General features: G+C 59.6%; 20 protein-coding genes and 1 pseudogene. 7 read left to right on the forward strand and 14 right to left on the reverse strand.

Features of this window, described 5'->3' with window-relative positions; all coding sequences use genetic code 11:
* Positions 1 to 154 precede the first annotated feature (154 nt).
* The 5 genes from LJU32_25610 to LJU32_25630 form a co-directional block, all read right to left on the reverse strand.
* On the reverse strand, positions 155 to 901 hold the full coding sequence (locus tag LJU32_25610) for a YebC/PmpR family DNA-binding transcriptional regulator (GenBank protein ID WKV88686.1): 747 nt from the start codon (positions 899 to 901) through the stop codon (positions 155 to 157).
* A 118-nt stretch (positions 902 to 1,019) separates the two neighbouring features.
* Entirely contained in the window at positions 1,020 to 2,795 is a 1,776-nt protein-coding gene (gene aspS / locus LJU32_25615; protein WKV88687.1) for an aspartate--tRNA ligase, read from the reverse strand.
* Positions 2,796 to 2,893: 98 nt separating this feature from the next.
* Complete coding sequence (locus LJU32_25620) at positions 2,894 to 3,115, reverse strand: zinc ribbon domain-containing protein (GenBank protein ID WKV88688.1); 222 nt, start codon at positions 3,113 to 3,115, stop codon at positions 2,894 to 2,896.
* Positions 3,116 to 3,245: 130 nt separating this feature from the next.
* Positions 3,246 to 3,584: a ribbon-helix-helix domain-containing protein gene (locus LJU32_25625; protein WKV88689.1), complete on the reverse strand. Its 339-nt coding sequence runs from the start codon at positions 3,582 to 3,584 to the stop codon at positions 3,246 to 3,248.
* Positions 3,585 to 3,765: 181 nt separating this feature from the next.
* Positions 3,766 to 4,236: a DNA starvation/stationary phase protection protein gene (locus LJU32_25630; GenBank protein WKV88690.1), complete on the reverse strand. Its 471-nt coding sequence runs from the start codon at positions 4,234 to 4,236 to the stop codon at positions 3,766 to 3,768.
* A 692-nt stretch (positions 4,237 to 4,928) separates the two neighbouring features.
* Between LJU32_25630 and LJU32_25635 the strand changes: the two genes are divergently transcribed.
* On the forward strand, positions 4,929 to 5,150 hold the full coding sequence (locus LJU32_25635; protein ID WKV91201.1) for a cold-shock protein: 222 nt from the start codon (positions 4,929 to 4,931) through the stop codon (positions 5,148 to 5,150).
* Positions 5,151 to 5,213: 63 nt separating this feature from the next.
* Here the strand turns inward: LJU32_25635 and LJU32_25640 are convergent, their stop codons facing one another.
* Together LJU32_25640 and LJU32_25645 are read right to left on the reverse strand one after the other, a co-directional pair.
* Positions 5,214 to 5,420, reverse strand: coding sequence for a SlyX family protein (locus LJU32_25640; GenBank protein WKV88691.1), 207 nt, complete (start codon positions 5,418 to 5,420; stop codon positions 5,214 to 5,216).
* 3 nt (positions 5,421 to 5,423) lie between these two features.
* A complete protein-coding gene (locus LJU32_25645) occupies positions 5,424 to 5,849 on the reverse strand; it encodes an HIT domain-containing protein (protein ID WKV88692.1) in 426 nt (141 codons plus the stop codon).
* A gap of 889 nt (positions 5,850 to 6,738) precedes the next feature.
* Between LJU32_25645 and LJU32_25650 the strand changes: the two genes are divergently transcribed.
* Positions 6,739 to 8,088 carry an OprD family porin gene (locus LJU32_25650; GenBank protein WKV88693.1) on the forward strand — a complete coding sequence of 450 codons (1,350 nt, stop codon included), beginning with the start codon at positions 6,739 to 6,741 and terminating at the stop codon, positions 8,086 to 8,088.
* A gap of 108 nt (positions 8,089 to 8,196) precedes the next feature.
* Here the strand turns inward: LJU32_25650 and LJU32_25655 are convergent, their stop codons facing one another.
* Entirely contained in the window at positions 8,197 to 9,039 is an 843-nt protein-coding gene (locus tag LJU32_25655) for a mechanosensitive ion channel family protein (protein WKV88694.1), read from the reverse strand.
* Positions 9,040 to 9,198: 159 nt separating this feature from the next.
* A complete protein-coding gene (locus tag LJU32_25660; protein ID WKV88695.1) occupies positions 9,199 to 9,684 on the reverse strand; it encodes a YajQ family cyclic di-GMP-binding protein in 486 nt (161 codons plus the stop codon).
* A gap of 141 nt (positions 9,685 to 9,825) precedes the next feature.
* Between LJU32_25660 and LJU32_25665 the strand changes: the two genes are divergently transcribed.
* Genes LJU32_25665 through LJU32_25675 form a run of 3 tightly spaced genes read left to right on the forward strand, consistent with a single transcriptional unit; the run spans position 9,826 to position 13,413 of the window.
* On the forward strand, positions 9,826 to 10,743 hold the full coding sequence (locus LJU32_25665) for a putative 2-dehydropantoate 2-reductase (protein WKV88696.1): 918 nt from the start codon (positions 9,826 to 9,828) through the stop codon (positions 10,741 to 10,743).
* A 45-nt stretch (positions 10,744 to 10,788) separates the two neighbouring features.
* Positions 10,789 to 12,825 (forward strand): HAMP domain-containing protein, encoded by a 2,037-nt coding sequence (locus LJU32_25670; protein ID WKV88697.1) that lies wholly within the window; start codon positions 10,789 to 10,791, stop codon positions 12,823 to 12,825.
* 3 nt (positions 12,826 to 12,828) lie between these two features.
* Positions 12,829 to 13,413: a cob(I)yrinic acid a,c-diamide adenosyltransferase gene (locus tag LJU32_25675; GenBank protein WKV88698.1), complete on the forward strand. Its 585-nt coding sequence runs from the start codon at positions 12,829 to 12,831 to the stop codon at positions 13,411 to 13,413.
* A gap of 119 nt (positions 13,414 to 13,532) precedes the next feature.
* On the opposite strand, the gene LJU32_25680 is transcribed toward LJU32_25675, so the two are convergent.
* From LJU32_25680 to secA, 4 genes are all read right to left on the reverse strand, one after another.
* Complete coding sequence (locus LJU32_25680; protein WKV88699.1) at positions 13,533 to 14,480, reverse strand: Nudix family hydrolase; 948 nt, start codon at positions 14,478 to 14,480, stop codon at positions 13,533 to 13,535.
* Positions 14,477 to 15,109, reverse strand: coding sequence for a glutathione S-transferase family protein (locus tag LJU32_25685; protein ID WKV88700.1), 633 nt, complete (start codon positions 15,107 to 15,109; stop codon positions 14,477 to 14,479). Before LJU32_25685 ends, LJU32_25680 begins: the two co-directional genes overlap by 4 nt.
* A gap of 180 nt (positions 15,110 to 15,289) precedes the next feature.
* Positions 15,290 to 16,507 (reverse strand): bifunctional glutamate N-acetyltransferase/amino-acid acetyltransferase ArgJ, encoded by a 1,218-nt coding sequence (gene argJ / locus LJU32_25690; protein ID WKV88701.1) that lies wholly within the window; start codon positions 16,505 to 16,507, stop codon positions 15,290 to 15,292.
* Between the two features lie 121 nt (positions 16,508 to 16,628).
* Positions 16,629 to 19,370 (reverse strand): preprotein translocase subunit SecA, encoded by a 2,742-nt coding sequence (gene secA, locus LJU32_25695; protein ID WKV88702.1) that lies wholly within the window; start codon positions 19,368 to 19,370, stop codon positions 16,629 to 16,631.
* Positions 19,371 to 19,677: 307 nt separating this feature from the next.
* Here secA and LJU32_25700 point away from each other — a divergent pair, with 307 nt between their 5' ends.
* A complete protein-coding gene (locus tag LJU32_25700) occupies positions 19,678 to 20,133 on the forward strand; it encodes a DciA family protein (protein ID WKV88703.1) in 456 nt (151 codons plus the stop codon).
* 133 nt (positions 20,134 to 20,266) lie between these two features.
* Here LJU32_25700 and LJU32_25705 read toward each other — a convergent pair.
* Positions 20,267 to 21,753, reverse strand: a pseudogene (locus LJU32_25705) (DUF853 domain-containing protein).
* A 186-nt stretch (positions 21,754 to 21,939) separates the two neighbouring features.
* Here LJU32_25705 and LJU32_25710 point away from each other — a divergent pair.
* Positions 21,940 to 23,829, forward strand: coding sequence for a methyl-accepting chemotaxis protein (locus LJU32_25710; GenBank protein ID WKV88704.1), 1,890 nt, complete (start codon positions 21,940 to 21,942; stop codon positions 23,827 to 23,829).
* Positions 23,830 to 24,025: the final 196 nt, after the last annotated feature.

Genomic DNA, 24,025 nt, shown 5'->3' on the forward strand with positions numbered 1-24,025 from the left:
ACGCCTGCAGATTCATAAAACGATTTACCTGACAGCCAATAGCAAATGTGGGAGCGAGCCTGCTCGCGAAGGCGGTATGTCAGCAGATACAGGTGCTGAATGACACACCGCTTTCGCGAGCAGGCTCGCTCCCACAGGGAAGACTAGTCGCTTATCAGCCAAGCTGAGCGGCGACGTCTTCCGGGATGTCCGCGTTAGAGTAGACGTTCTGCACGTCATCCAGGTCCTCAAGCATGTCGATCAGCTTGAGCACCTTCTCCGCACCTTCCAGATCCAGCTCGGCACTGGTGGTTGGCTGCATGACGATTTCCGCGTCGTCGCCCTTGAACCCGGCCGCTTCCAGCGCGTTGCGTACCGCATAGAAACCGGTGAACGAGGTAAACACGTCGATCGAACCGTCTTCGTGGGTAACCACGTCATCGGCATCCGCTTCCAGCGCCGCTTCGGTCAGTGCGTCTTCATCGACGCCCGGGGCGAAGCTGATCTGGCCCTTGCGCTCGAACAGATACGCCACCGAACCGTCGGTGCCGAGGTTCCCGCCACACTTGCTGAACGCATGACGCACGGCTGCGGCGGTACGGTTGCGGTTATCGGTCATGCATTCGACCATGACCGCGACGCCGCCAGGGCCGTAACCCTCGTAGGTCAGCTCTTCAACGTTGTCCGCTTCGGTGGCACCGGCACCGCGCGCGACGGCGCGGTCGATGATGTCGCGACTCATGTTCGCGCTCAACGCCTTGTCCAGAGCCAGGCGCAAACGCGGGTTGGAACCCGGATCACCGCCACCCTGACGGGCCGCAACGGTCAGTTCACGGATCCACTTGGTGAAGATCTTGCCCCTTTTGGCATCCTGACGTTCTTTGCGGTGCTTGATGTTTGCCCACTTGGAATGACCTGCCATAACTTGCTCCGAATGCTCTTTGAAACCTTGCCCGCCCTGCTGGTGCAGCGGCCGGCAATTGAAAAATTCGACCTGAGAAAGAAAAAGGCGCATCCGAAGATGCGCCTTCAGGCCCGTCTTACTCAGCCTTTGGCGTTTCGCGCAGGCGAATATGCAGCTCGCGCAATGCCTTGGCATCCACTACGCCCGGAGCCTGCGTCATCACGTCGGCAGCACTCTGGGTTTTCGGGAAGGCGATCACTTCACGGATCGACTGGGCGCCGGTCATCAGCATCACCAGACGGTCCAGACCGAAGGCCAGACCACCGTGCGGCGGTGCACCGTACTTCAGCGCGTCGAGCAGGAAGCCGAACTTCTCTTCCTGTTCCGCTTCGTTGATGCCCAGCAGGCGGAATACCGCTTGCTGCATTTCCTTGCGGTGAATACGGATCGAACCGCCGCCCAGCTCGGTGCCGTTCAACACCATGTCGTACGCACGGGACAGTGCGCCGGCCGGGTTGGCTTCGAGTTCCTGTGGGGTGCACTTCGGTGCGGTGAACGGGTGGTGCAGCGCCGAGAAGCTACCGTCGTCGTTCTCTTCGAACATCGGGAAGTCAACGACCCACATTGGGGCCCACTCGCAGGTCAGCAGCTTGAGGTCGTGACCGAGCTTGATCCGCAGCGCGCCCAAGGCTTCGCTGACGATCTTGGCCTTGTCGGCACCGAAGAACACGATATCGCCATCGACTGCGCCAACGCGATCGAGGATCACGTTGAGCTTGTCTTCAGGAATGTTCTTCACGATCGGCGATTGCAGACCTTCAACACCGGCAGCACGCTCGTTGACCTTGATGTACGCCAGGCCCTTGGCACCGTAGATGCCGACGAACTTGGTGTAATCGTCGATCTGCTTGCGCGGCATGCTCGCCCCGCCTGGAACGCGCAGTGCGGCGATGCGGCACTTCGGATCGTTGGCCGGGCCGCTGAACACCTTGAATTCAACTTCTTTGAGCTGGTCGGCAACGTCAACCAGTTCGAGTGGAATACGCAGGTCCGGCTTGTCCGAACCGTAGCGGCGCATGGCTTCTTCGAAAGTCATGTGCGGGAATTCGCCGAATTCCAGATTCAGCACTTCCTTGAACAGGTTGCGGATCATCTGCTCGGTCAGGCCCATGATCTCTTTTTCATCGAGGAAACTGGTCTCGATGTCGATCTGGGTGAATTCCGGCTGACGGTCGGCACGCAGGTCTTCGTCACGGAAGCATTTGGCGATCTGGTAGTAACGGTCGAAGCCGGCCACCATCAGCAGTTGCTTGAACAGCTGCGGCGATTGCGGCAGGGCGAAGAACGAACCGGCGTGGGTACGGCTCGGCACCAGATAGTCCCGCGCACCTTCCGGGGTGGCCCGGGTCAGGATCGGAGTTTCGACATCGAGGAAACCGTTTTCGTCGAGGAAGCGGCGGATGCTGGTGGTCATGCGCGAACGCAGACGCAGCTTCTCGGCCATCTCCGGACGACGCAGGTCGAGGAAGCGATAGCGCAGGCGGGTTTCTTCGCCGACGTCGGAGAACTCGTTGAGCGGGAACGGCGGGGTTTCCGACTCGTTCAGCACTTCCAGTTCATAACCCAGCACTTCGATCATGCCCGAGGCCATGTTGGCGTTGGTCGCACCGGCCGGACGCAGACGCACCTTGCCGGTGATTTTCACAACGTATTCGCTGCGCACGCGATCGGCGGCGGCGAAGCTCTCGGCACGATCCGGATCGAACACCACCTGGGCCAGACCATCACGATCACGGATGTCGAGGAAAATCACCCCGCCGTGATCGCGGCGACGGTGAACCCATCCGCAAAGGGTAATTTCCTGGCCTTCCAGGCTTTCGTTCAGTTGGCCGCAATAGTGGCTGCGCATCATGGTGTGGTTCGCTTCTCGTAATTCGAAATTCGGTGGAGTAACTGTCGCCTTCAAGCAAGGCGGCCACTCACGCGTGTCGTTCGTTCAGGGTTTGAACCCTAGTCAGCTTTGTCGCCACCGGCCAGATTCTTCTTGGCTCCGGTCTTGAAATCGGTCTCGTACCAACCGTTGCCGCTGAGGCGAAAACCCGGCATGGACAGCTGCTTCTTCAGTTCGGGCGCCTGGCAGGCAGGGCAGTCGACCAACGGTGCGTCGCTGATCTTCTGAATGGCTTCCAACTGATGACCACAGGAAGCACATTGGTAATCGTACATTGGCATGGGGGTGTCTCGGCGATCAGATTGCTGCCGCGCGCAGGGCTTTGCGGCGAAAGCGCGGGATTATATCGATTAAATGCGGGCTGTGCAGCCGTAACACTGCACAGCCCACAACCTCATTGCAACCGCCGTTTCAGCGCGAAACGGCGGGTGCGAGTTCTTTGATCCCGTTCATGACACAAACCACCCGTACCAGCGCACTGAAATTCTTCACCCCGCCGTGACGCAGATGCACCTCACGGTCGACATGGGACAACAGTGTGCTGATCGAACAATGATTGGCCTCGGCCATGCCGCCGAGGATGTTCCAGTAGACCTGCTCGAGTCGCAGGCAGGTCGCAAATCCGTTGAGGCGAATCGATCGCGATAACGGCCGGATCAGATTCATGTCGAACTCGCTGACAAACGGATCGACTTTTATAACGTGCCGCGAAGCCGACATCCTGTCGCTTCGCCTGTCTCCTTCTACCATAGCGTTGACACTCCTTTGCCATGACTGCTGATTTATAAGGCAACATCCTGCGCCTTCATAAAAACTCAGTGACAAAGTTATCGCCATACGACTTGTTGACCAGCCTCGTAGGATAAGCCAACGACAATAGTAAGAGTCTGGACAGCGTGCGGACGACCTCAAGCCGTCCGCAGCGGCCGGGTCACTCCTCGAGCAGCGCGCGCAGCATCCACGCGGTTTTTTCGTGCACCTGCATGCGCTGAGTCAACAGGTCAGCGGTCGGCTCGTCGCTGACCTTGTCCAGCAGCGGGAAGATACCGCGTGCGGTACGGGTCACCGCTTCCTGGCCCTCGACCAACTGCTTGATCATGTCTTCGGCGCTCGGCACACCGACTTCTTCCTTAATAGAAGAAAGACGCGCGTAGGTCGCGTAGGCGCCCGGTGCCGGGAAGCCCAACGCACGGATACGCTCGGCGATTGAGTCGACGGCCAACGCCAGTTCGTTGTACTGCTCCTCGAACATCAAATGCAGCGTGCGGAACATCGGGCCGGTGACGTTCCAGTGAAAGTTATGGGTTTTCAGATACAGCACGTAGGTGTCCGACAGCAGTCGCGACAGCCCTTCGACGATGGATTTGCGGTCTTCTTCACTGATACCGATATCAATGGCCATGCTTACCCCCTAACAATGAGTGAATTCATCCAGCAGGTTCGCCCCCACTTTAGCAAGGCAAGCGCCGGCTCGCAGCTATGAATCGGTGACCTGACTGCGACAAATCGACCGTTTCCCTGCCGCTGGCCGGGCTGATTTGAGTAGCCGCAGGCTTTGCTGTTAAATAGGCAGTGTGTCGCCATGCCCTATTTTCCGGGGTGTTGCGCATAGGCTGATGCCGTGTACGTGTCCACCGCCTCTTATTTTGTCCTGAAGCGAACCGTGCGCCTTCAGCTCTTCCTTGTGAGCCGTCATAACGTGAGCCAATCAAAATGTTGAAAATCGTCCACCTGCTAATGGGCGCAGCAGCCTTGCTGCTGTCGTTCATACCCAGCCTGAAAGCCGAAGCCGCTCCTTACCTGCAACAGCCCGATGCACTTTACCTGGCCTTTTTCGGCCTGCTGAACCTGGTCATCGCTCCAGTGATTCCTTACTGGAACAAAGGCCCGCGCCAGCATCTGCAAAATCTGGTCAGCGCCCTTCTGGTACTGACCGTCGTCCTGCAAACCTTGACCCTGATCGCGCCGATGCCGGTTATCGCTGGCCAGCCGGCCGTATTGTTCAGCCTGGTCATTGCGCTGGTTGCCGTGCTGCTGCACCTGGCCATCAGCTTCTACAAATCGTCACCGGCCGCTGCGCCGACTACCTATGACATGAGCAATCGCGATACCGGCACCGTGAAGTGGTTCAACACTTCCAAGGGTTTCGGTTTTATCTCCCGGGATTCCGGTGACGATATTTTCGTGCACTTTCGCGCCATTCGTGGCGAAGGCCATCGCGTCCTGGTCGAAGGCCAGCGCGTCGAGTTCTCGGTGATGAACCGCGACAAAGGCCTGCAAGCCGAGGACGTGATCGCCGCCCTGCCGCGTCGCTGATCCAAAGCAAAAAAACCGCGAACAGCCTGGCTGCTCGCGGTTTTTTTATGCCTGCCGAATGGCTCAGTAATGTGGCGGCGGCGCGTCTTCTTCAAAGGCACCGAACTGCCCGACCATTTCTTCGTGACGCTTGATCAGCGCTTCCATCTGCAATTGCAGGCGCTCGATGACTTTCTGCTGGGCCACCAGCACATCGTTCAATGCCTGAATGGTGTCATCCTGAAAGGCCAGACGGCTTTCCAGATCGGTTACGCGCTCTTCAAGGCTCATGACTCAGCCCTCCACAAAGGTGAATTCTTCAGTCAGCACCAGACGCAAGCGCTCGCGAATGGCTGCTACCTGTTCCGCGCTGTACGGCTTGGCCGGATGCCTGCCCCAGACCGGCGCCGGCCACGCAGCATCATCGCGTTTGCGCACGATGACATGCATGTGCAGTTGGCTGACAACGTTACCCAGCGTTGCGACGTTCAGCTTGTCAGCGTCGAACGAATCCTTGAGCAACTCGGCCAGCGTGGTGGTTTCCTGCCAGAGCAGCTGCTGATCGGCGACATCCAACTGAAACAACTCGCTTATATCCTCGCGGCGAGGCACCAGGATGAACCACGGGTAATTGCTGTCGTTGGACAGCAACAGCCGGCACAACGGAAAGTCACCGATGACCAGGGTGTCCTGTTGAAGTCGTGAATCCAAAGCAAACACTGTACGTACTCCCGGCTGATCCTATGACTCAGCTTAGCGGCGGCTCCAAAGAGGCGACGCGCCAAGCGACAGGACGGCAGCATACCTGCGAATGCAGCGGCCTTCACGCTGCCCCGGCAGTTAATCCCCAGCTGCTTCGACATGAGACATCTGTCCGCGCCGCGCACCAACTTAGGCCATGACATGAGCCTTGACGTGAAGAGTCGCATGAAATTCCTTGATCTAGCGAGCCTCGACTCTCTGACGGACAGACTACCCTCAGGCCCACCGTCGATTTTTTTGCACCAAAACTGCACAACCCGTCTACGCTCACTGGGTCGGGCATCCGCCAAATACTCAGTACGGGGTGAACCGGTAACGTTTTTTGCTGTCTCGCGCACCTTTGGTGCGTTGCAACACCATTGGGCAAACCACGTCAAGCGTGTGACAAAACAAGCCCGAGGCCCCGTTTTCACAAGGTTTTCACATATGCGGGCGCGCTACAGAAAAATAACCGCGACATTTTTGCGGTTTGTGCACGCTTGTTGCATTCGTAACGTTATGGACTATAGGCGTGCCAGCGGCAGTGGTCGCCTGAAGCCAATAAAAACAGTGGCAGGGTTGCCCGATGGAGATTCAAGTGTTTTGCCAGGGACTCTTTTGTAGCGATGCCAAGAGGTCCGGAAACAGCGATAAAGTTGTCAGTCCGGCTGCATCGGTACTGTGAATTTGCGACATCCAGCGCTCCTTTTGCGACAACGCCGTAAAGAAGCTGAAAGGTTGGTTTCGCAAGTATCGCCAACATTGTCGGCGTGATATAAGTTTGCGCCGACACAAAAAGAAAGAGCCGCCCAGATAATAAAACAGGTGGGACGGCAGTACTCTTCTAAAACCAAAGGAGCAAATCACGATGCGCGTGATGAAGTGGAGCATGATCGCACTGGCAGTTGCTGCAGCAGCCAGTTCCCAGTTGGCTACGGCCGCCCCGTTCGTAGATGACCAGGCAGAAGCCAAAGGTTTTGTTGAAGGTGCGAAACTCACCGAAACGTTGAAGAACTACTACTTCAACCGTGACAACAAGAATGGTGGCCGCGACCAGAAAGACTGGACCCAGGGTTTCCTCGGCAACTTCACCTCCGGTTATACCCAGGGCACCGTGGGTGTAGGTATTGATGCCTACGGCTATCTGGCCTTGAAACTGGATGGCGGTGACGGTACTTCCGGTACTGGCAACATGAGCCGTAGCGATACCGTCAAGGCCAACGGCTACGCTCGTGACGTCAACGACAGTCAGGGCAAGGCAGGCGCTTCCATCAAGTTCCGCGTTTCCAAGACCGAACTGAAATTCGGCGACATGCAGCCAAGCACTTCCCCAGTGTTTGCTGTCGGCGGTTCGCGCATCCTTCCGCAAACTGCCACTGGCTTCCAGTTGCAGAGCAGCGAAGTGAAAGACCTGGATCTCGAAGCCGGTCACTTCTACTCCGGCTCCAGCCAGGACAAGAACGCCCGTGATGGCGGCCTCTACGCTACCTATGCCGGTGTTGAGGCGAACAACATCGACTACTTTGGTGGCAAATACTCGATCACTGACAACCTCAGTGCATCGCTGTACGGCGCGAAGCTGGAAGACATCTGGAACCAGTACTACGCCAACGTGAACCTCACCACTCCATTCGGTGGTGATACTTCGCTGAACACCGACTTCAACATCTATCGCACCACCGACACCGGTAGTGCCGAAGCGGGCGACATCAGCAACACCACGTTCTCGCTGGCAACCGCTTTGTCGTTCCTCAAAGCGCACACCTTCACCCTGGCCTTCCAGAAGGTCAACGGCGACACCCCGTTCGACTACATCGGCGTGGGCAAGAACAACCGTGGTGGCGACTCGATCTTCCTGGCCAACTCGATCCAGTACTCTGACTTCAACGGTGCAGGCGAAAAATCCGTTCAAGCCCGTTACGACCTGAAAATGGCTGAGTACGGCGTGCCTGGCCTGAGCTTCATGGTTCGTTACGTCAAAGGTTGGGACATTGATGGCACCAATACTCCAGCAGGCAGCGCTTATGCCGGTCTGTATGGTGAAGATGGCAAACACCACGAAACCAACTTTGAAGCCAAGTACGTTGTTCAAAGCGGCCCGGCGAAAGACCTGTCCTTCCGCATTCGTCAAGCTTGGCACGTGGCCAACGCCGACGAAGGTGAAGGCGATGTCAAAGAGTTCCGCCTGATCACCGAGTACCCGCTGAACATCTTGTAATTGTCAGTGGTTAGTTTTAAAGCATGAAAAAAGGCCCATCTTCCGATGGGCCTTTTTTATTTCATCTGTATTGACAGACCGGCTAATAATTACTTAGCTAGCAACCTATCATTGCGCCGCCGATTCCTGCACTACACGTATAACTCGCTGCGGAAATGGAATATCAATCCCGGCAGCCTTCAAACGATCACGCGCCTGTTCATTAAACATGAACATCACATCCCAATAGTCTGCGGTTTTAACCCAGACGCGCAGGGACACCGTGATCGAACTGTCACCCAGCGTCGAAATCACCGCTTGCGGTTCCGGATCCTGCATGACGCGGGCATCCTTGGCCAGATCCAGCAGCACCTGCCGAGCTTTCTGCAGATCCGCCTCGTAATCCACGCCCACATCGAATACCACTTTGCGGGTTGGCTGACGGTTGGTGTTGGTAATGATGCCGTTCGACAGGTTGCCGTTGGGCACGATGATGGTCTTGTTGTCGCCGGTGCGCAGCACGGTGTGGAAGATCTGGATGCTGTCGACAGTGCCCGCCACGCCTTGGGCTTCGATCCAGTCACCGATACGGAACGGACGGAACAGCAGAATCAGCACACCGCCGGCGAAGTTGGCCAGGCTGCCTTGCAAGGCCAGACCGATTGCCAGACCCGCAGCACCGATGGCCGCGACAAATGACGTGGTTTCGACGCCGATCATCGACGCGACGCTGACAATCAGCAGCACCTTGAGAATGATGTTGGCCAGGCTGCTGATGAAGCCTTGCAGGGCAAGGTCAGCATTGCGCAGCGCCAGCAGACCGCCGAGTTTTTGCGTGACCTTGTTGATCAGCCACCAGCCGATGGCCAGGGTAATCACTGCCAGCAGTACGCGGCTGCCGTATTCCATGATCATCGGGATCCACGCCTGGGACGCCTTGACCAGGTGGTCCACTTCCGCATTCAAATCCATGTTCTATCTCCTGATTTCCGGCTTCCCGGGTGTATTCAAAACAACAAAACAACTGTGGGAGCGAGCCTGCTCGCGAAAGCGGTGTGTCAGTCAACTCTTCGCTGAATGAAACACCGCATTCGCGAGCAGGCTCGCTCCCACATAGCCTTCAGACCAAGCTTAGTCGCGGAAGTTGTTGAACTGCAGCGGCATGCCGAATTCCTTGGCACGCAGGGCCGCGATGGCTTCCTGCAGGTCGTCGCGCTTCTTGCCGGTGACACGCACCTGCTCGCCCTGAATGGCGGCCTGGACCTTGAGCTTGGCTTCCTTGATGTGGCCGACGATCTTCTTCGCCAGCTCTTTGTCGATGCCTTCCTTGAGGATGGCGTCCTGCTTCATCAGCTTGCCGGAAGCGTACGCATCCTTGACCTCGAGGCACTGCACGTCGATCTTGCGCTTGGTCAGCGCGAGCTTGAGGATTTCGATCATCGCTTCGAGCTGGAAAGCGGCTTCGGCGGTGAGGCTGACGGTCAGGTCTTTTTCCTTGAACTCGAAGCTGCCTTTGCCTTTCAGGTCATAACGACGATCGAGTTCCTTCACGGCGTTCTCGACCGCGTTGGTGAGTTCGTGTTTGTCCAGTTCGGATACCACGTCGAACGACGGCATGTAATCTCTCCAATAAAAAAGGCGCGCTCGATGTGGATGGAGCGCGCTTGGCTTGCGGTTAAAATCGGGCTCATTATAACGGGTCTTTTCCTACCGATACGGCGAGCCGCACATGCCTGCAAGCAATCGAGCAAAAAACTGATGTCGACCACCTGGCACGTACTTGGCGCCGGCAGCCTCGGCACACTCTGGGCGACACGTCTGGCCCGCGCCGGTTTGCCTGTGCGACTGATCCTGCGCGATGCGGCACGCATGCAAAGCTACGAGGCACTGGGCGGATTAACCCTGGTAGAGAACGGACAAGCTCACACCTATGCAGTTCCCGGCGAAACCCCGGACAGCCCCGAGCCCATTCGCCGATTGCTGGTCGCGTGCAAGGCCTATGACGCGGAAGAGGCCGTCGCCCGCCTCGCTTCACGTCTCGCTCCGGATGCCGAACTGATCCTGCTGCAAAACGGCCTTGGCAGTCAGGACGCCGTCGCCGCGCGGGTGCCACAGGCGCGCTGTATCAGTGCGTCCAGTACCGAGGGTGCGTTCCGCGATGGCGATTGGCGCGTGGTGTTTGCTGGTCACGGGTTCAACTGGCTGGGCGATGGCGCGAATCCGCTGGCGCCAGTCTGGCTGGATGAACTGCAAGTGGCGAACATTCCCCATGAATGGAACGCTGACATCCTCACTCGGCTGTGGCGCAAACTGGCGCTGAACTGTGCGATCAACCCGCTGACCGTGCTCCACGACTGCCGCAACGGCGGGCTGAGCGAGCATCATTGCGAAGTCGCCACGCTCTGCGCCGAACTGACTGAATTGCTGGAGCGCTGCGGCCAACCTGCGGCGGCGGAAAACCTGCAGGCGGAAGTCGAACGAGTGATCCACGCCACCGCCGCCAATTATTCTTCGATGTATCAGGACGTCGCCAACCAGCGCCGCACCGAGATCAGCTATCTGTTGGGCCACGCATGTAAAGTCGCCGAGCGCCATCAGTTGCATCTGCCGCATCTGCACCAGTTGCAGCAACGTCTGATCGCTCATCTGCACAAGCGTGGATTGCCCAGCGACTGAGCAGCCGCTAGGCTGACGACTTGTTCCCCTGCTGCGATAAACCTGATGCCATTGCGCCAGCGCCTTGAAAACCTGCCGGTCGGCCAGAAACTGCTGGCCGCCCTGCTGGTGTTGTTGACCACGGTTCTGCTGGTCGCCAACCTGACCTTTATCAGCGCCGCCTATTACATTTCCCAGGAAAGCATGGCGCCACAGGCCCTGCAGACCATTGGCCGGCTGATTGCCAATCCGAGTCTGGTCAGCGATGCGCTGGAATCACCGCGCAGCGCCGAACGTCTGCTCAAGGAGCTCGACAGTTATTCACCGTTGCGCGCCGCTGCCCTGTACGACGGCAAGGGTGAACGTCTGGCGCAGGTGCAGCGCGGCGACAAACTTCACTTGCCGGAGCGCTATCGGCATGTCGAAGCCTGGCAGCTTACCGAGTTTCGCAGCAATCAACTGATCACCCTGCCCCGTCCCGGTGCGGCGCCGGGACATCTGTTGCTGGTCGCCAGTAGCGAACTGCCGATGGCGTTCTACACCGGCACCCTGACCGCCAGCCTCGGCATCCTGATTTTCAGTGTGTTGTTGTGGCTGGTGATTGCCCGGCAGATCAAACGTCTGATTACCCGCCCCATTCATCAACTTGAGGAATTGTCGCGGCAGGTCACCCGCGAAGAGAACTACGCCCTGCGCGCCGCGCGCGGCAATCACGACGAAATCGGCAGTCTGGCCGAGGCGTTCAACACCATGCTTTCGCGCATCGAAGCCCGCGAGCAGCAACTCAAACGCGCCCGCGACGACTCGCAGGCTGCCTACGATCAGGCGCAGGGGCTGGCCGAGGAAACCCGTCACACCAACCGCAAACTGGAGCTGGAAGTCCAGGTGCGCAGCAAGATCGAGAAGAAGCTCACCGGCTTCCAGAACTACCTCAACAGCATCATCGACTCGATGCCCTCGGCGCTGATCGCCCTCGACGAGCAACTCTACGTCACCCAGTGGAACCAGGAGGCCAGCGCGCTCTCCGGCACCCGCTTGGACGAGGCGCTGAACCAGCCGATCTTCCTCGCCTTCGAGCCGCTCAAGCCATTCTTGCCGCAGCTCAAGGCTACCGTTGAGCAGCACACCGTGGCCAAAGTCGACCGGGTGACCTGGTTCAAGGACGATGAACCCAAACACTATGCGCTGACGTTTTATCCGCTGATGGGCGGGGCCGGGCGTGGCGTGGTGATCCGTATCGACGACATCACCCAGCGTCTGTCGCTGGAAGAAATGATGGTGCAGTCGGAGAAGATGCTCTCGGTCGGTGGCCTCGCCGCCGGCATGGCCCACGAAATCAACAACCCGCTCGGCGCGATCCTGCACAACGTGCAGAACATTCGCCGGCGTCTGTCGGCGGATCTGCCGAAGAACATCGAGACTGCCGAACAACTGGGCATCGAACTGGACACGGTGAACCGCTACCTGCAAGGCCGCGAAGTCCCGCAATTGCTCGACGGCATTCAACAGGCCGGCGCCCGCGCGGCGAAAATCGTCACGCACATGCTCAGCTTCAGCCGCCGCAGCACCCGGCAAATGGCGCCGTGCGATCTACCGGCGCTGATCGACCAAGCCGTGGAAATCGCCGGCAACGATTTCGATCTGGCCATCGGTTTCGACTTCAAGGGCCAGGCGATCATCCGCCAGTTCGACCCAGCCCTCGGGCCCGTGCCGGGCACCGCCAACGAGCTGGAACAGGTGTTGCTCAATCTGCTGAAGAACGCCGCCCAGGCCATTCACCAGCGTGAAGACGACAGCGAGCCGGGCCGGATCATCTTGCGCACAAGACTCAATCCGCCATGGGCCGAGATTCAGGTCGAAGACAATGGCATCGGTATGAGCGAGAGCGTGCGCAAGCGTACCTTCGAGCCGTTCTTCACCACCAAGGAAATCGGCCAGGGCACGGGGCTTGGTCTGTCGGTGTCGTACTTCATCATCACCAACAACCACAAGGGCCAGATGGAAGTGCAGTCGGCGCCCGGCCAGGGCACTTGCTTCACCCTGCGTTTGCCGCTGGCGCAACCGGCGCCATTGACCACCGAAACCAATTCATTACCGAGGTAACCCATGGGCTTTCGCTTGTCGAAGATCTACACCCGCACCGGCGACAAAGGCGAGACCGGCCTCGGTGACGGCCGCCGCGTCCCCAAGGATCACCCGCGCATCGAGGCGATCGGCGAGGTCGATACGCTGAACAGTCAGGTCGGCGTGCTGCTAGCCGGTTTGCTCGCCGAGCGCGCAGTGCATCCGGGGCTGAATGAAATCATCGACGTGCTGGCGCCGTGTCAGCATCGCCTGTTCGACCTCGGCGGTGAACTGGCGATGCCGGAATACCAGGCGTTGAACGAGGCTGAAATCGAGCGGCTGGAAGCGGCGATCGATGTATGGAATGAAGAGCTGGGGCCGCTGGAAAACTTCATCTTGCCCGGCGGTTCGATGCTGATTGCGCAAGCGCATGTCTGCCGCAGTCTGGCGCGCGGTGCCGAGCGCCGCTGTCAGCATTTGAACTCGGTTGAGCCATTGGCCGGGGTTGGCCTGGCGTATATCAATCGGTTGTCGGATTTGCTGTTTGTTGTGGCGCGGTTGATTGCGCGGCGGCAAGGGGTGGCGGAAATTTTGTGGCAGCCGGCTGCGAAACCTGAAGGAAAGTAGCGCCTGATATACCGCCATCGCTGGCAAGCCAGCTCCCACAGGGATCCAGATCGTTCACAAACGTTGTGTACATCCATAACCTGTGGGAGCTGGCTTGCCAGCGATGGGGCAAGCAGCCCTTACACTGGATCAGGCCAGAACGCCCGAATCCCCGCCACACCCTGAGCCCCGGCACCCCAGGCTTTCTCGCGATCCGCCGGGCCTACTCCACCGAGCAGAAACACCGGTTTACTGAAACCGTCGATCAATGCCTGTGCCTGCTCCCACCCCAACGGCGGTGCATCCGGGTGCGTCAGCGTCGGCTGCACCGGTGACAGGGTGACAAAGTCGACGCCCATCTGCTCGGCCAGCGCCAGCTCTTCGGCGTTATGGCACGATGCCGCGAGCCAGCGTTCGGCCGGCAACGGACGTCCTGCCGCTGCGTATTTACGCAGCTGGGCAGCGGTGATGTGCCAACCGGCCGAGGGGAAATCGCCAAGCCATTCGAACGGCCCTTTGATCATCAACTGAGCCTTGCCCGCGCACAGGCCCACGGCATCCACCGCCAGATCGCGGTATTTCGGGTCGTAGCCGTTCGGTGCGCGCAGCTGGATCAGTTTGATTCCACCAGCAATCGCCTTCTGGATGCCGCGCAACAAGGCCGGGCCTTCCAGATCTTCCGGAGTGATCAGGTATTCGGCAGGCAAGCGCGCTGCTGCGACGATCGGCTGATTGGCCGCCGGGAACTCGTAGTTGATCAACTCCCTGGCAGGGACCCAAGCCAAAGGCTGGCCTTCAGCGCCGTGGGGTTCACCGCTGAACGCCGAGACTTCCCAGACATCCAGCAACACCTGTTTGTCCGGATAATCGTGGCGAACCTTGATCAGCGGACGGGCAGCGGCAACGACGATGCCCAGCTCTTCGTGCAGCTCGCGAGCGAGTGCCGATTCGACCGACTCGTCAGCCTCGACCTTGCCACCGGGAAATTCCCACAAGCCGCCCTGGTGTTGAGTGTCAGCGCGGCGAGCGATGAGGATTTTGCCGGCGCCGTCACGAATGACGGCAGCGGCGACGTGGACGCGTTTCACGGGTTCAATTCCTCCAGTCCAGCCTTTTGCCACGCCTTGAAGGCGGGCCATTGGTAGACGGTTTCAACATAAGCTTCGTCGACTGCCGGCAACTTCACCTGATAGGTGCGCAGGCGCACGGCGATCGGCGCGAAAAAGGCATCGGCGAGACTGACACGACCGAGCAGGTATGGGCCCTCTTCCGTGGCTGCCGCCCGACACTCAGCCCATAGCGCGAGCATGCGTTCGATATCGACCTTCACCTCTGGCGGCACCGGGTTCAGTGGTGCGTCCTGGCTCAGGTTGAACGGCATGTGATTGCGCATGGCGAAGAAGCCGCTGTGCATCTGTGCGCAGGCCGAGCGGGCCTGGGCGCGGGCGAAGGTATCGCTCGGCCAGAGTTGCTCGGACGGAAACTGCTCAGCGAGGTATTCAGCAATGGCCAGCGAATCGGCGATGGTGCCACGGGTGGTTTGCAGCAGCGGCACCTTCCCGGTAGGCGAATGCCTGAGCAGGCGCTCGCGGGTGTCGGGCTTGCCGAGCTTGATCAGCTCTTCGCTGTAGGGTGCGCCGGTCAGGTCCAGCGCCAGTGCCGCGCGCAGGGACCAGGAGGAAAGCAGTTTGTCGCCGATGATCAGGTGCAGGGACATGGTGTGGCGCCTTTTCGTCAGGGAAACAATCCAGAATGTCTGGCGTCTGGTCGTCCGTCATCGCGGGCAAGCCCGCTCCCACAGGTTTTGGTGGTGGACACGGCATTTGTGAACGACCGCAATCACTGTGGGAGCGGGCTTGCCCGCGAAGAGGCCGGCAGCCCACTCCCACACCTTGAATCAAGTACGGTATTCAGCGTTGATCTTCACGTACTCATGCGACAGGTCGGTGGTCCAGATGGTTTCGCTGCAATCGCCGCGACCCAGTTCGATGCGAATGGTGATTTCTTCCTGCTGCATCACTGCCGAGCCCTGGGCTTCAGTGTAGGTCGCGGCGCGGGCGCCACGGCTGGCGATGCACACGTCACCGAGGAACACGTCGATCTTGCTCACGTCCAGATCCGGCACACCGGCACGGCCCACGGCGGCCAAAATGCGGCCCCAGTTCGGGTCGGAGGCGAACAGCGCGGTCTTGATCAGCGGCGAATGGGCCACGGTGTAGCCGACGTCCAGGCATTCCTGATGATTGCCGCCGCCATTCACTTCGACGGTGACAAACTTGGTCGCGCCTTCGCCGTCGCGCACGATGGCCTGGGCCACGTCCATGCACACTTCAAACACCGCCTGCTTCAACTTGGCGAACAGCTCGCCTTCAGCGCGGGTGATTTCCGGCAACGCGGCTTTGCCAGTGGCGATCAGCATGCAACAGTCGTTGGTCGAAGTGTCGCCGTCGATGGTGATGCGGTTAAACGACTTGTTCGCGCCGTCGAGCATCAGATTGTGCAGCACCTCGCGGGAGACTTTGGCGTCGGTGGCGATGTAACCCAGCATGGTCGCCATGTTCGGCCGAATCATGCCGGCGCCTTTGCTGATGCCGGTAACAGTGATGGTCACGCCGTCATGCTCGAACTGGCGGCTGGCGCCCTTCGGCAGGGTGTCGGTGGTCATGATCCCGGTGGCGGCGGCTTCCCAGTTGTTCTCCGACAGGTCGTCCAGCGCGGCTTGCAGTGCGCCTTCGATCTTCTCGACCGGCAGCGGCTCGCCGATCACGCCAGTGGAGTACGGCAGAATCTGGCTGGCATCGACGCCGGTCAGCTCGGCCAACTTAGCGGTGGTGCGCTCGGCAGCCGCCAAACCAGGCTCGCCGGTACCGGCGTTGGCATTGCCGGTGTTGGTCAGCAGATAGCGCACGGCATTGTGCACGCGCTTTTTCGCCAGGATCACCGGCGCGGCGCAGAACGCGTTCAGGGTAAACACGCCAGCCACGGTCGAACCTTCAGCGCAGCGCATCACAACCACATCCTTGCGCCCCGGGCGCTTGATGCCGGCCGAGGCGATACCGAGTTCAAAACCGGCAACCGGGTGCAACGTTGGCAAAGGACCAAGACCAACAGCCATGAATGCGCTCCTTACTCAATGATGTCAGCACCGCCACGGGAAAGGACGGTGGGATAAATGGCAAAACGCCGCGACGGCAGAAGCCGGTCGCGGCGCGGGTGTTCAGCGATTGAAACGGGTTTTACTGGATCTGCCCATGGCAATGCTTGTATTTCTTGCCCGAACCGCAGTAGCACAGCTCGTTGCGGCCCAACTTCTGCTCGTTGCGAACCGGGGCAGCGGCGGTGGCGAGGGCCACATCGACCTCTTCACCCAACGCTTCCGGCTGATCCAGCCCAGGCGCTTCGGCGTGTTCGAACTGCATGCGCGCCGCCAGTGCTTCGGCTTCCTGACGCAGGCGTTGTTCTTCGGCTTCCGGATCTTCGCGGCGTACCTGAACGTGCGAGAGCACGCGGATCGAATCGCGCTTGATCGAATCGAGCAGCTCGGAGAACAGCGTGAAGGATTCGCGCTTGTACTCCTGCTTCGGGTTCTTCTGCGCATAGCCACGCAGGTGGATGCCGTGACGCAGGTGATCCATGGTCGACAGGTGGTCTTTCCACAGGTCGTCGAGTACGCGCAGGACGATCTGCTTCTCGAACGAGCGCAGCGCCTCGGCACCGGCCTGGTCTTCTTTCTCGTTGTACGCGGCGATCAGCTCGGCCATGAGCTTCTCACGCAGGGTTTCTTCGTACAGGTGATCGTCTTCGTCGAGCCATTGCTGGATCGGCAATTTCACGCCGAAATCGCTTTCGATCGACGCTTCCAGACCGGCCACGTCCCACTGCTCTGGCAGCGATTGCGGCGGAATGTGTGCGCTGACGGTAGCGTTGAGCACGTCCTGACGGAAGTCGGCGATGGTCTCACCGATGTTGTCGGCGGCCAGCAACGTGTTACGCATGTGATAGATCACTTTACGCTGTTCGTTGTTGACGTCGTCGAACTCGAGCAGTTGCTTGCGGATGTCGAAGTTGCGGCCTTCAACCTTGCGCTGCGCCTTCTCGATCGCGTTGGTCACCATGCGGTGTTCGATCGCTTCGCCCGGCTGCATGCCCAGGGCTTTCATGAAGTTCTTCACCCGATCAGAAGCGAAGATGCGCATCAGGCTGTCTTCCAGCGACAGGTAGAAGCGGCTCGAACCGGCATCGCCCTGACGGCCGGCACGGCCACGCAGCTGGTTGTCGATACGACGCGACTCGTGACGCTCGGAAGCGATTACCTGCAGGCCGCCGGACTCCAGCACTTGCTGGTGACGCTTCTGCCAGTCGGCCTTGATCTGTGCAATCTGCTCAGGGGTCGGGTTTTCCAGCGAAGCGACTTCCACTTCCCAGTTGCCGCCCAACAGGATGTCGGTACCACGACCGGCCATGTTGGTGGCGATGGTCAGCGCACCCGGACGACCGGCCTGAGCGATGATTTCAGCTTCTTTTTCGTGGAACTTGGCGTTGAGAACCTTGTGTTCGATGCCTTCTTTGACGAGCAATTCGGACATGTGCTCGGAGGTCTCGATGGTCGCGGTACCCACCAGCACCGGGCGACCGGCAGCCATGCTTTCCTTGATGTCGGCCACGATCGCCGCGTATTTCTCTTCGGCGGTGAGGAACACCAGGTCGTTGTAGTCTTTACGCGCCAACGGCTTGTTCGGCGGGATGACCATGACTTCCAGACCATAGATCTGGTGGAATTCGAACGCTTCGGTGTCGGCGGTACCGGTCATGCCCGACAGCTTGGTGTACAGACGGAAGTAGTTCTGGAAGGTAGTCGAGGCCAGGGTCTGGCTCTCGGCCTGGATGTTCAGACCTTCCTTGGCTTCGATAGCCTGGTGCAGACCTTCGGACAGACGACGACCCGGCATGGTACGACCGGTGTGTTCGTCGACCAGTACGACCTGACCGTCCTGGACGATGTATTCGATGTTGCGGTTGAACAGCTTGTGCGCACGCAGACCGGCGTAGACGTGGGTCAGCAGGCCAAGGTTGTGCGCCGAGTACAGGCTCTCGCCTTCGGCCAGCAGGCCGACGCGGGTGAGCATTTCTTCGATGAACTGGTGACCGGCTTCGTTGAGTTCGACCTGACGGGTCTTTTCGTCAACGGTGTAGTGACCGGCCTTGGTGACCTGGCCTTCAACTTCTTCGACGTGCAGTTCCAGCTGCGGGATCAGCTTGTTGATCTCCATGTACAGCTTGGAGCTGTCCTCGGCCTGACCGGAAATGATCAGCGGAGTACGCGCTTCGTCGATGAGGATGGAGTCGACTTCGTCGATCACGGCAAAGTTGAGTTCGCGCTGGAATTTTTCATCCATGCTGAACGCCATGTTGTCGCGCAGGTAGTCGAAACCGAATTCGTTGTTGGTGCCGTAGGTGATGTCGGCGGCGTAGGCGGCGCGCTTCTCTTCCGGCGGCTGGAACGGCGTTACGACGCCGACGGTCAGGCCGAGGAATTCATACAGCGGGCGCATCCAGTTGGCGTCACGGCGGGCCAGGTAGTCGTTCACGGTCACAACGTGCACGCCCTTGCCGGACAGTGCGTTGAGGTAAACACCCAGGGTGGCCACGAGGGTCTTGCCCTCACCGGTGCGCATTTCGGCAATCTTGCCTTCGTGCAGGGTCATGCCGCCGACGAGTTGCACGTCGAAGTGGCGCATGCCCATCACGCGCTTGCCGGCCTCGCGGGCAACGGCAAAGGCTTCCGGCAACAGCTTGTCGAGGGTTTCCCCTTTGGCGATACGGGCCTTGAACTCAGCGGTCTTGGCACGCAATTGATCGTCCGAAAGGGCCACCATTTGCTCTTCGAAGGCATTGACGAGCTGCACCGTCTTGAGCATGCGTTTGACTTCACGCTCGTTCTTGCTTCCAAAAAGTTTCTTTAACAAAGGCGCAAACATATCGGCAGGATCTTCCACACTAAAGGGATGGAGGGCGGCCCCGTGAGTCGCCCGTGCAGCCCTCATGGCCGCATGCGAACGAGCATTCTACCCGGAAACGGTGGTGAGGAAAGTGGCGATGTTCCACGATGCTGGCACTGCGCTTTGACGGGGCTCACTTAAAATAGGGGCGTTTTGCTCAACTTCAACCCGTCGGGGAAAGAAGTCAGGCGTTGATTTAATGAGCAAAGCAGGGACAAAAGCAATGGGCCAGAGGTTCCACAGCTTTCTGCTAACATGGCGCCTCTGTTACTTCAGGTGTTCGATCATGGCGTTTCGCCCTCTCACGGCCAGAGCCCCCGCCGTTCTGTTACGTGAAGCCAAACCGCTGAAAGCCATCCTCGGCCATGCCCAGCGTCTGGAGCATTTACAACGCCTGCTCGAAAGTCAGCTGCAACCCGCTGCCCGCGAGCATTGCCGGGTGGCCAAGTGGCGCGAGGGCGAGCTGTCGCTGGTGGTCACTGACGGCCACTGGGCAACGCGCCTGCGCTATCAGCAGAAACGCCTGCAACGACAACTGCAATTGTTCGAAGAGTTCGCCAACCTGTCGCGGATCAAATTCAGCGTGCGCCCGCCGATCGTCCAACATCGGGCGGTCGGGCACACGATGGATTTGTCCAGCAGTGCGGCGGAGACGATTCAATCAACGGCTGACGGGATCAGCGATCCGGGATTGCGCGCGGCGCTGGAGCGGCTGGCGGCGCATGCCAAAAGCAAGACCTGACTGTGCACACGATTCCCATGTGGGAGCGAGCCTGCTCGCGAAGAGGCCATGTCAGCCGACATTGATGTTGAATGACACACCGCTTTCGCGAGCAGGCTCGCTCCCACAGGTTTGATCTCCGGCAATTCCTGGATCAGCGGCGCTTGCTGCCTCCGAGCAGAGACCCCATCAACCCCCGCACCAATTGCTTGCCAAGGTTATTGGCGGCCTGGCGCATCGCCGATTTCAGCGCCTGGCCTGCTGCCGTACCGAGGAATTCTCCCGCCCGATCGGCGAGGCTCGGCTCTTCGGCCGCCGGTTTGCCCGCTGGTGTTTCAGCCTCCGGCGCCAGCCCTTTGCGTCCCATCAAAATCTCATAGGCCGACTCGCGGTCGATCGGCTTGTCATAGCGGCCCTTGAACGGCGAGCCGGCGATCAGCACGGTGCGCTCGGTTGCAGTCAGCGGGCCGATCCGCGATTGCGGCGGCGCCACTAGCACGCGCTGGACCAATTCCGGCGTGCCCTTCTCGGTAAGCGTTCCTACCAGCGCCTCGCCAATCCCCAGTTCGGTCAACACCGACAGGCTGTCGAATGCTGGATTCGGCCGAAAACCATCGGCCACGGCGCGCAGGGATTTCTGTTCTTTGGCGGTAAACGCACGCAGACCGTGTTGAATGCGCAAGCCCAACTGCGCCAGCACGTCATCCGGCAGGTCCGCCGGCGACTGGGTGACGAAATACACGCCAACACCTTTGGAACGGATCAGGCGCACCACTTGTTCTAGCCGTTCCTGCAACGCCTTGGGCGTGTCGCCGAACAGCAAGTGCGCCTCGTCGAAAAACAGCGCCAGCAGCGGTTTGTCAGCATCGCCTCGCTCGGGCAGTTGCTCGAACAACTCGGCCAACAGCCACAGCAGGAATGTCGCATAGACTTTTGGCGCCTCGTGTACCAACCGACTGGCGTCGAGCAGATGGATGCGTCCACGGCCGTCAGCGCCCGGTTGCAGAATGTCCTCAAGTTGCAGCGCCGGCTCGCCGAACAGGGCTTCGGCGCCCTGTTGTTCCAGCGTCGCCAAACGGCGCAGCAGCGCCTGGCTGGAACCGGTGGTCATCAGCGCCGCGTCTTCGCCGAGCAACTGCGGATTGTCCTTGAGGTGATTGAGCAGCGCTTTCAGATCCTTGAGATCCAGCAGGAGCAGACCTTCGCGATCCGCCACTTTGAAAGCCGCGTACAGCGCCGACTGCTGGCTGTCGGTCAGCTCGAGCAGGCTGCCGATCAGCAGCGGGCCCATTTCGCTCAACGTGGTGCGCAGCGGATGACCGGACTCACCGTGAATGTCCCACAGCGTCACGGGATAAGCCTGGGGGTGTGACTGAGCCACGGCATGCCGGCAATGCGCTCGGCCACTTTGCCCTGCGGGTTGCCGGCAGCACCGAGGCCGCAGAGGTCGCCCTTGATGTCGGCGGCGAACACCGCCACACCGGCGTCGCTGAACGCTTCGGCCAGACGCTGCAATGTCACGGTTTTGCCGGTGCCGGTGGCGCCGGCGATCAGGCCGTGGCGGTTGGCCAGGCGCATGGCCTGAGCGATGGGTTGCGCGGCCGGATCAGCGCCGATAACGAGTTGCGAAGAGTCAGGCATTTTCTCACCCAATGGTTAATCTTTGATGACACATGGCCGATACATCAATTGGACAGACCCATCAGAAAATCGGGTCGGACATTTCCCTAAGGAGAGCCGGAAATATCAGTTTTTCAACCTTGCCCATAGTGCGCGTCTCTATCAAAGCACGCCCAGGACATTAAGACCTTAGCGGAACCCCAAGCCATGAACAAAAACCTGCGCTTCAGCCATAAGATTTTGCTTGCCGCCGCTCTCATCGTCATTGCCGCTTTCGCCTCGTTCACGTTGTACAACGACTGGCTGCAACGCAATGCGATCCGCGATGACCTGAACAACTACCTCAATGAAATGGGCGAGGTCACCGCCGGCAATATCCAGACCTGGCTCAGCGGGCGCATTCTGCTGATCGAGAACGCCGCGCAGAACATCGCCATCAACCCGGAACCTGCCACGGTCGCCAGCCTCCTGGAACAGAAAAGCCTGACCTCGACGTTCATGGCCACCTATCTGGGCGATGCCACTGGCCACTTCACCATCCGCCCGGATGTGAAAATGCCGGACGGTTTCGATCCGCGCGTACGCCCTTGGTATAAAGGTGCCGAAAGCAGCAGCACCTCGACCCTGACCGAACCCTACATCGATGCGGCCACCGGCCAGTTGATTATCTCCATCGCCACCGCGTCGAAAAAGGCCGGGCAGAGTGTTGGCGTCGTCGGCGGCGACCTGAGCCTGCAATCACTGGTCGATACCCTCGCCGCGCGGGATTTCGACGGCATGGGCTATGTGTTTCTGGTCAGCGCCGACGGCAAGATCCTCGTCCACCCGGACAAGGCTCTGGTGATGAAGTCGCTCAAAGAAGCCTACCCGCAGGACACCCCGCGCATCAGCAGTGATTTCAGCGAAGTGACGGTTGATGGCAAAACCCGCATCGTCACTTTCGCCCCGATCAAAGGCCTGCCGTCGGTGAACTGGTACATCGGTCTGTCGATCGATAAAGACCAGGCCTACGCGATGCTCAGCGAATTCCGCACCTCAGCGGTAATCGCGACCGTTATTGCCGTGGCGATCATCATCGCCCTGCTCGGTATGCTCATCCGCCTGCTGATCCAGCCGCTGCACGTGATGACCCGCGCCATGGAAGACATCGCTGACGGCGAAGGCGATCTGACCAAACGCCTGAACATCATCAATAACGATGAATTCGGCATCCTCGGCACCGCGTTCAACCGCTTCGTCGAGCGCATTCACGGTTCGATCCGCGAAGTGTCCTCAGCTACCGGCCAGGTCAACGAGGTCGCCCTGCGCGTGGTCGCAGCTTCGAACTCGTCGATGTACAACTCCGACCAGCAAGCCTCGCGCACCAGCAGCGTTGCCGCCGCGATCAATCAGCTCGGCGCCGCCGCCCAGGAAATTGCCCGCAACGCCGCGCAAGCCTCGAACCAGGCCAGCGACGCTCGGGGTCTGGCCGAGGACGGCCAGCAAGTGGTCGAGCGCAGCATCAAGGCGATGAACCAACTGTCGAGCATGCTCAGCGCATCGAGCACCAATATCGAGTCGCTGAACAGCAAGACTGTCAACATCGGCCAGATTCTCGAAGTGATCACCAGCATTTCCCAGCAAACCAACTTGTTGGCCCTGAACGCGGCGATCGAAGCGGCGCGCGCCGGTGAGGCCGGTCGTGGTTTTGCCGTGGTGGCCGACGAAGTGCGTAACCTCGCGCACCGCACGCAGGAATCGGCGCAACAGGTGCAGACCATGATCGAGGAGCTGCAGGTCGGCGCTCGGGAATCGGTGAGCACCATGAGCGACAGCCAGCGCCACAGTCAGGACAGCGTGGAGATCGCCAACCTTGCCGGCGAACGCCTGAACAGCGTGACCCTGCGCATCGGTGAGATCGACGGGATGAACCAGTCGGTGGCGACCGCGACTGAAGAGCAGACTGCTGTGGTCGAGTCGATCAATGTCGATATTACTGAGATCAACACGCTGAACCAGGAAGGCGTGGAGAACCTGCAAGCGACCTTGCGCGCGTGTTCGGATCTGGAGCAGCAGGCTTCGCGCCTCAAGCAACTGGTGGGCAGCTTCAGGATTTAAGCTGCGGCGACTGGCCACTTCGCGAGCAGGCTCGCTCCCACAGGGAAAATGCATTCCATTGTGGGAGCGAGCCTGCTCGCGAATATCTACCTTTCAACAAAACCCGACTGACACCCCACCGCGCAATCCCGACCGAACATCTATTCTGGATAACGGTCAACCAAGGGAGAACAACACAGCGGAGGGTTGCTCACCG

Source organism: Pseudomonas sp. B21_DOA (genome assembly GCA_030544685.1).
In the GTDB taxonomy this organism is placed as follows: Bacteria; Pseudomonadota; Gammaproteobacteria; order Pseudomonadales; family Pseudomonadaceae; genus Aquipseudomonas; species Aquipseudomonas fluorescens_AO.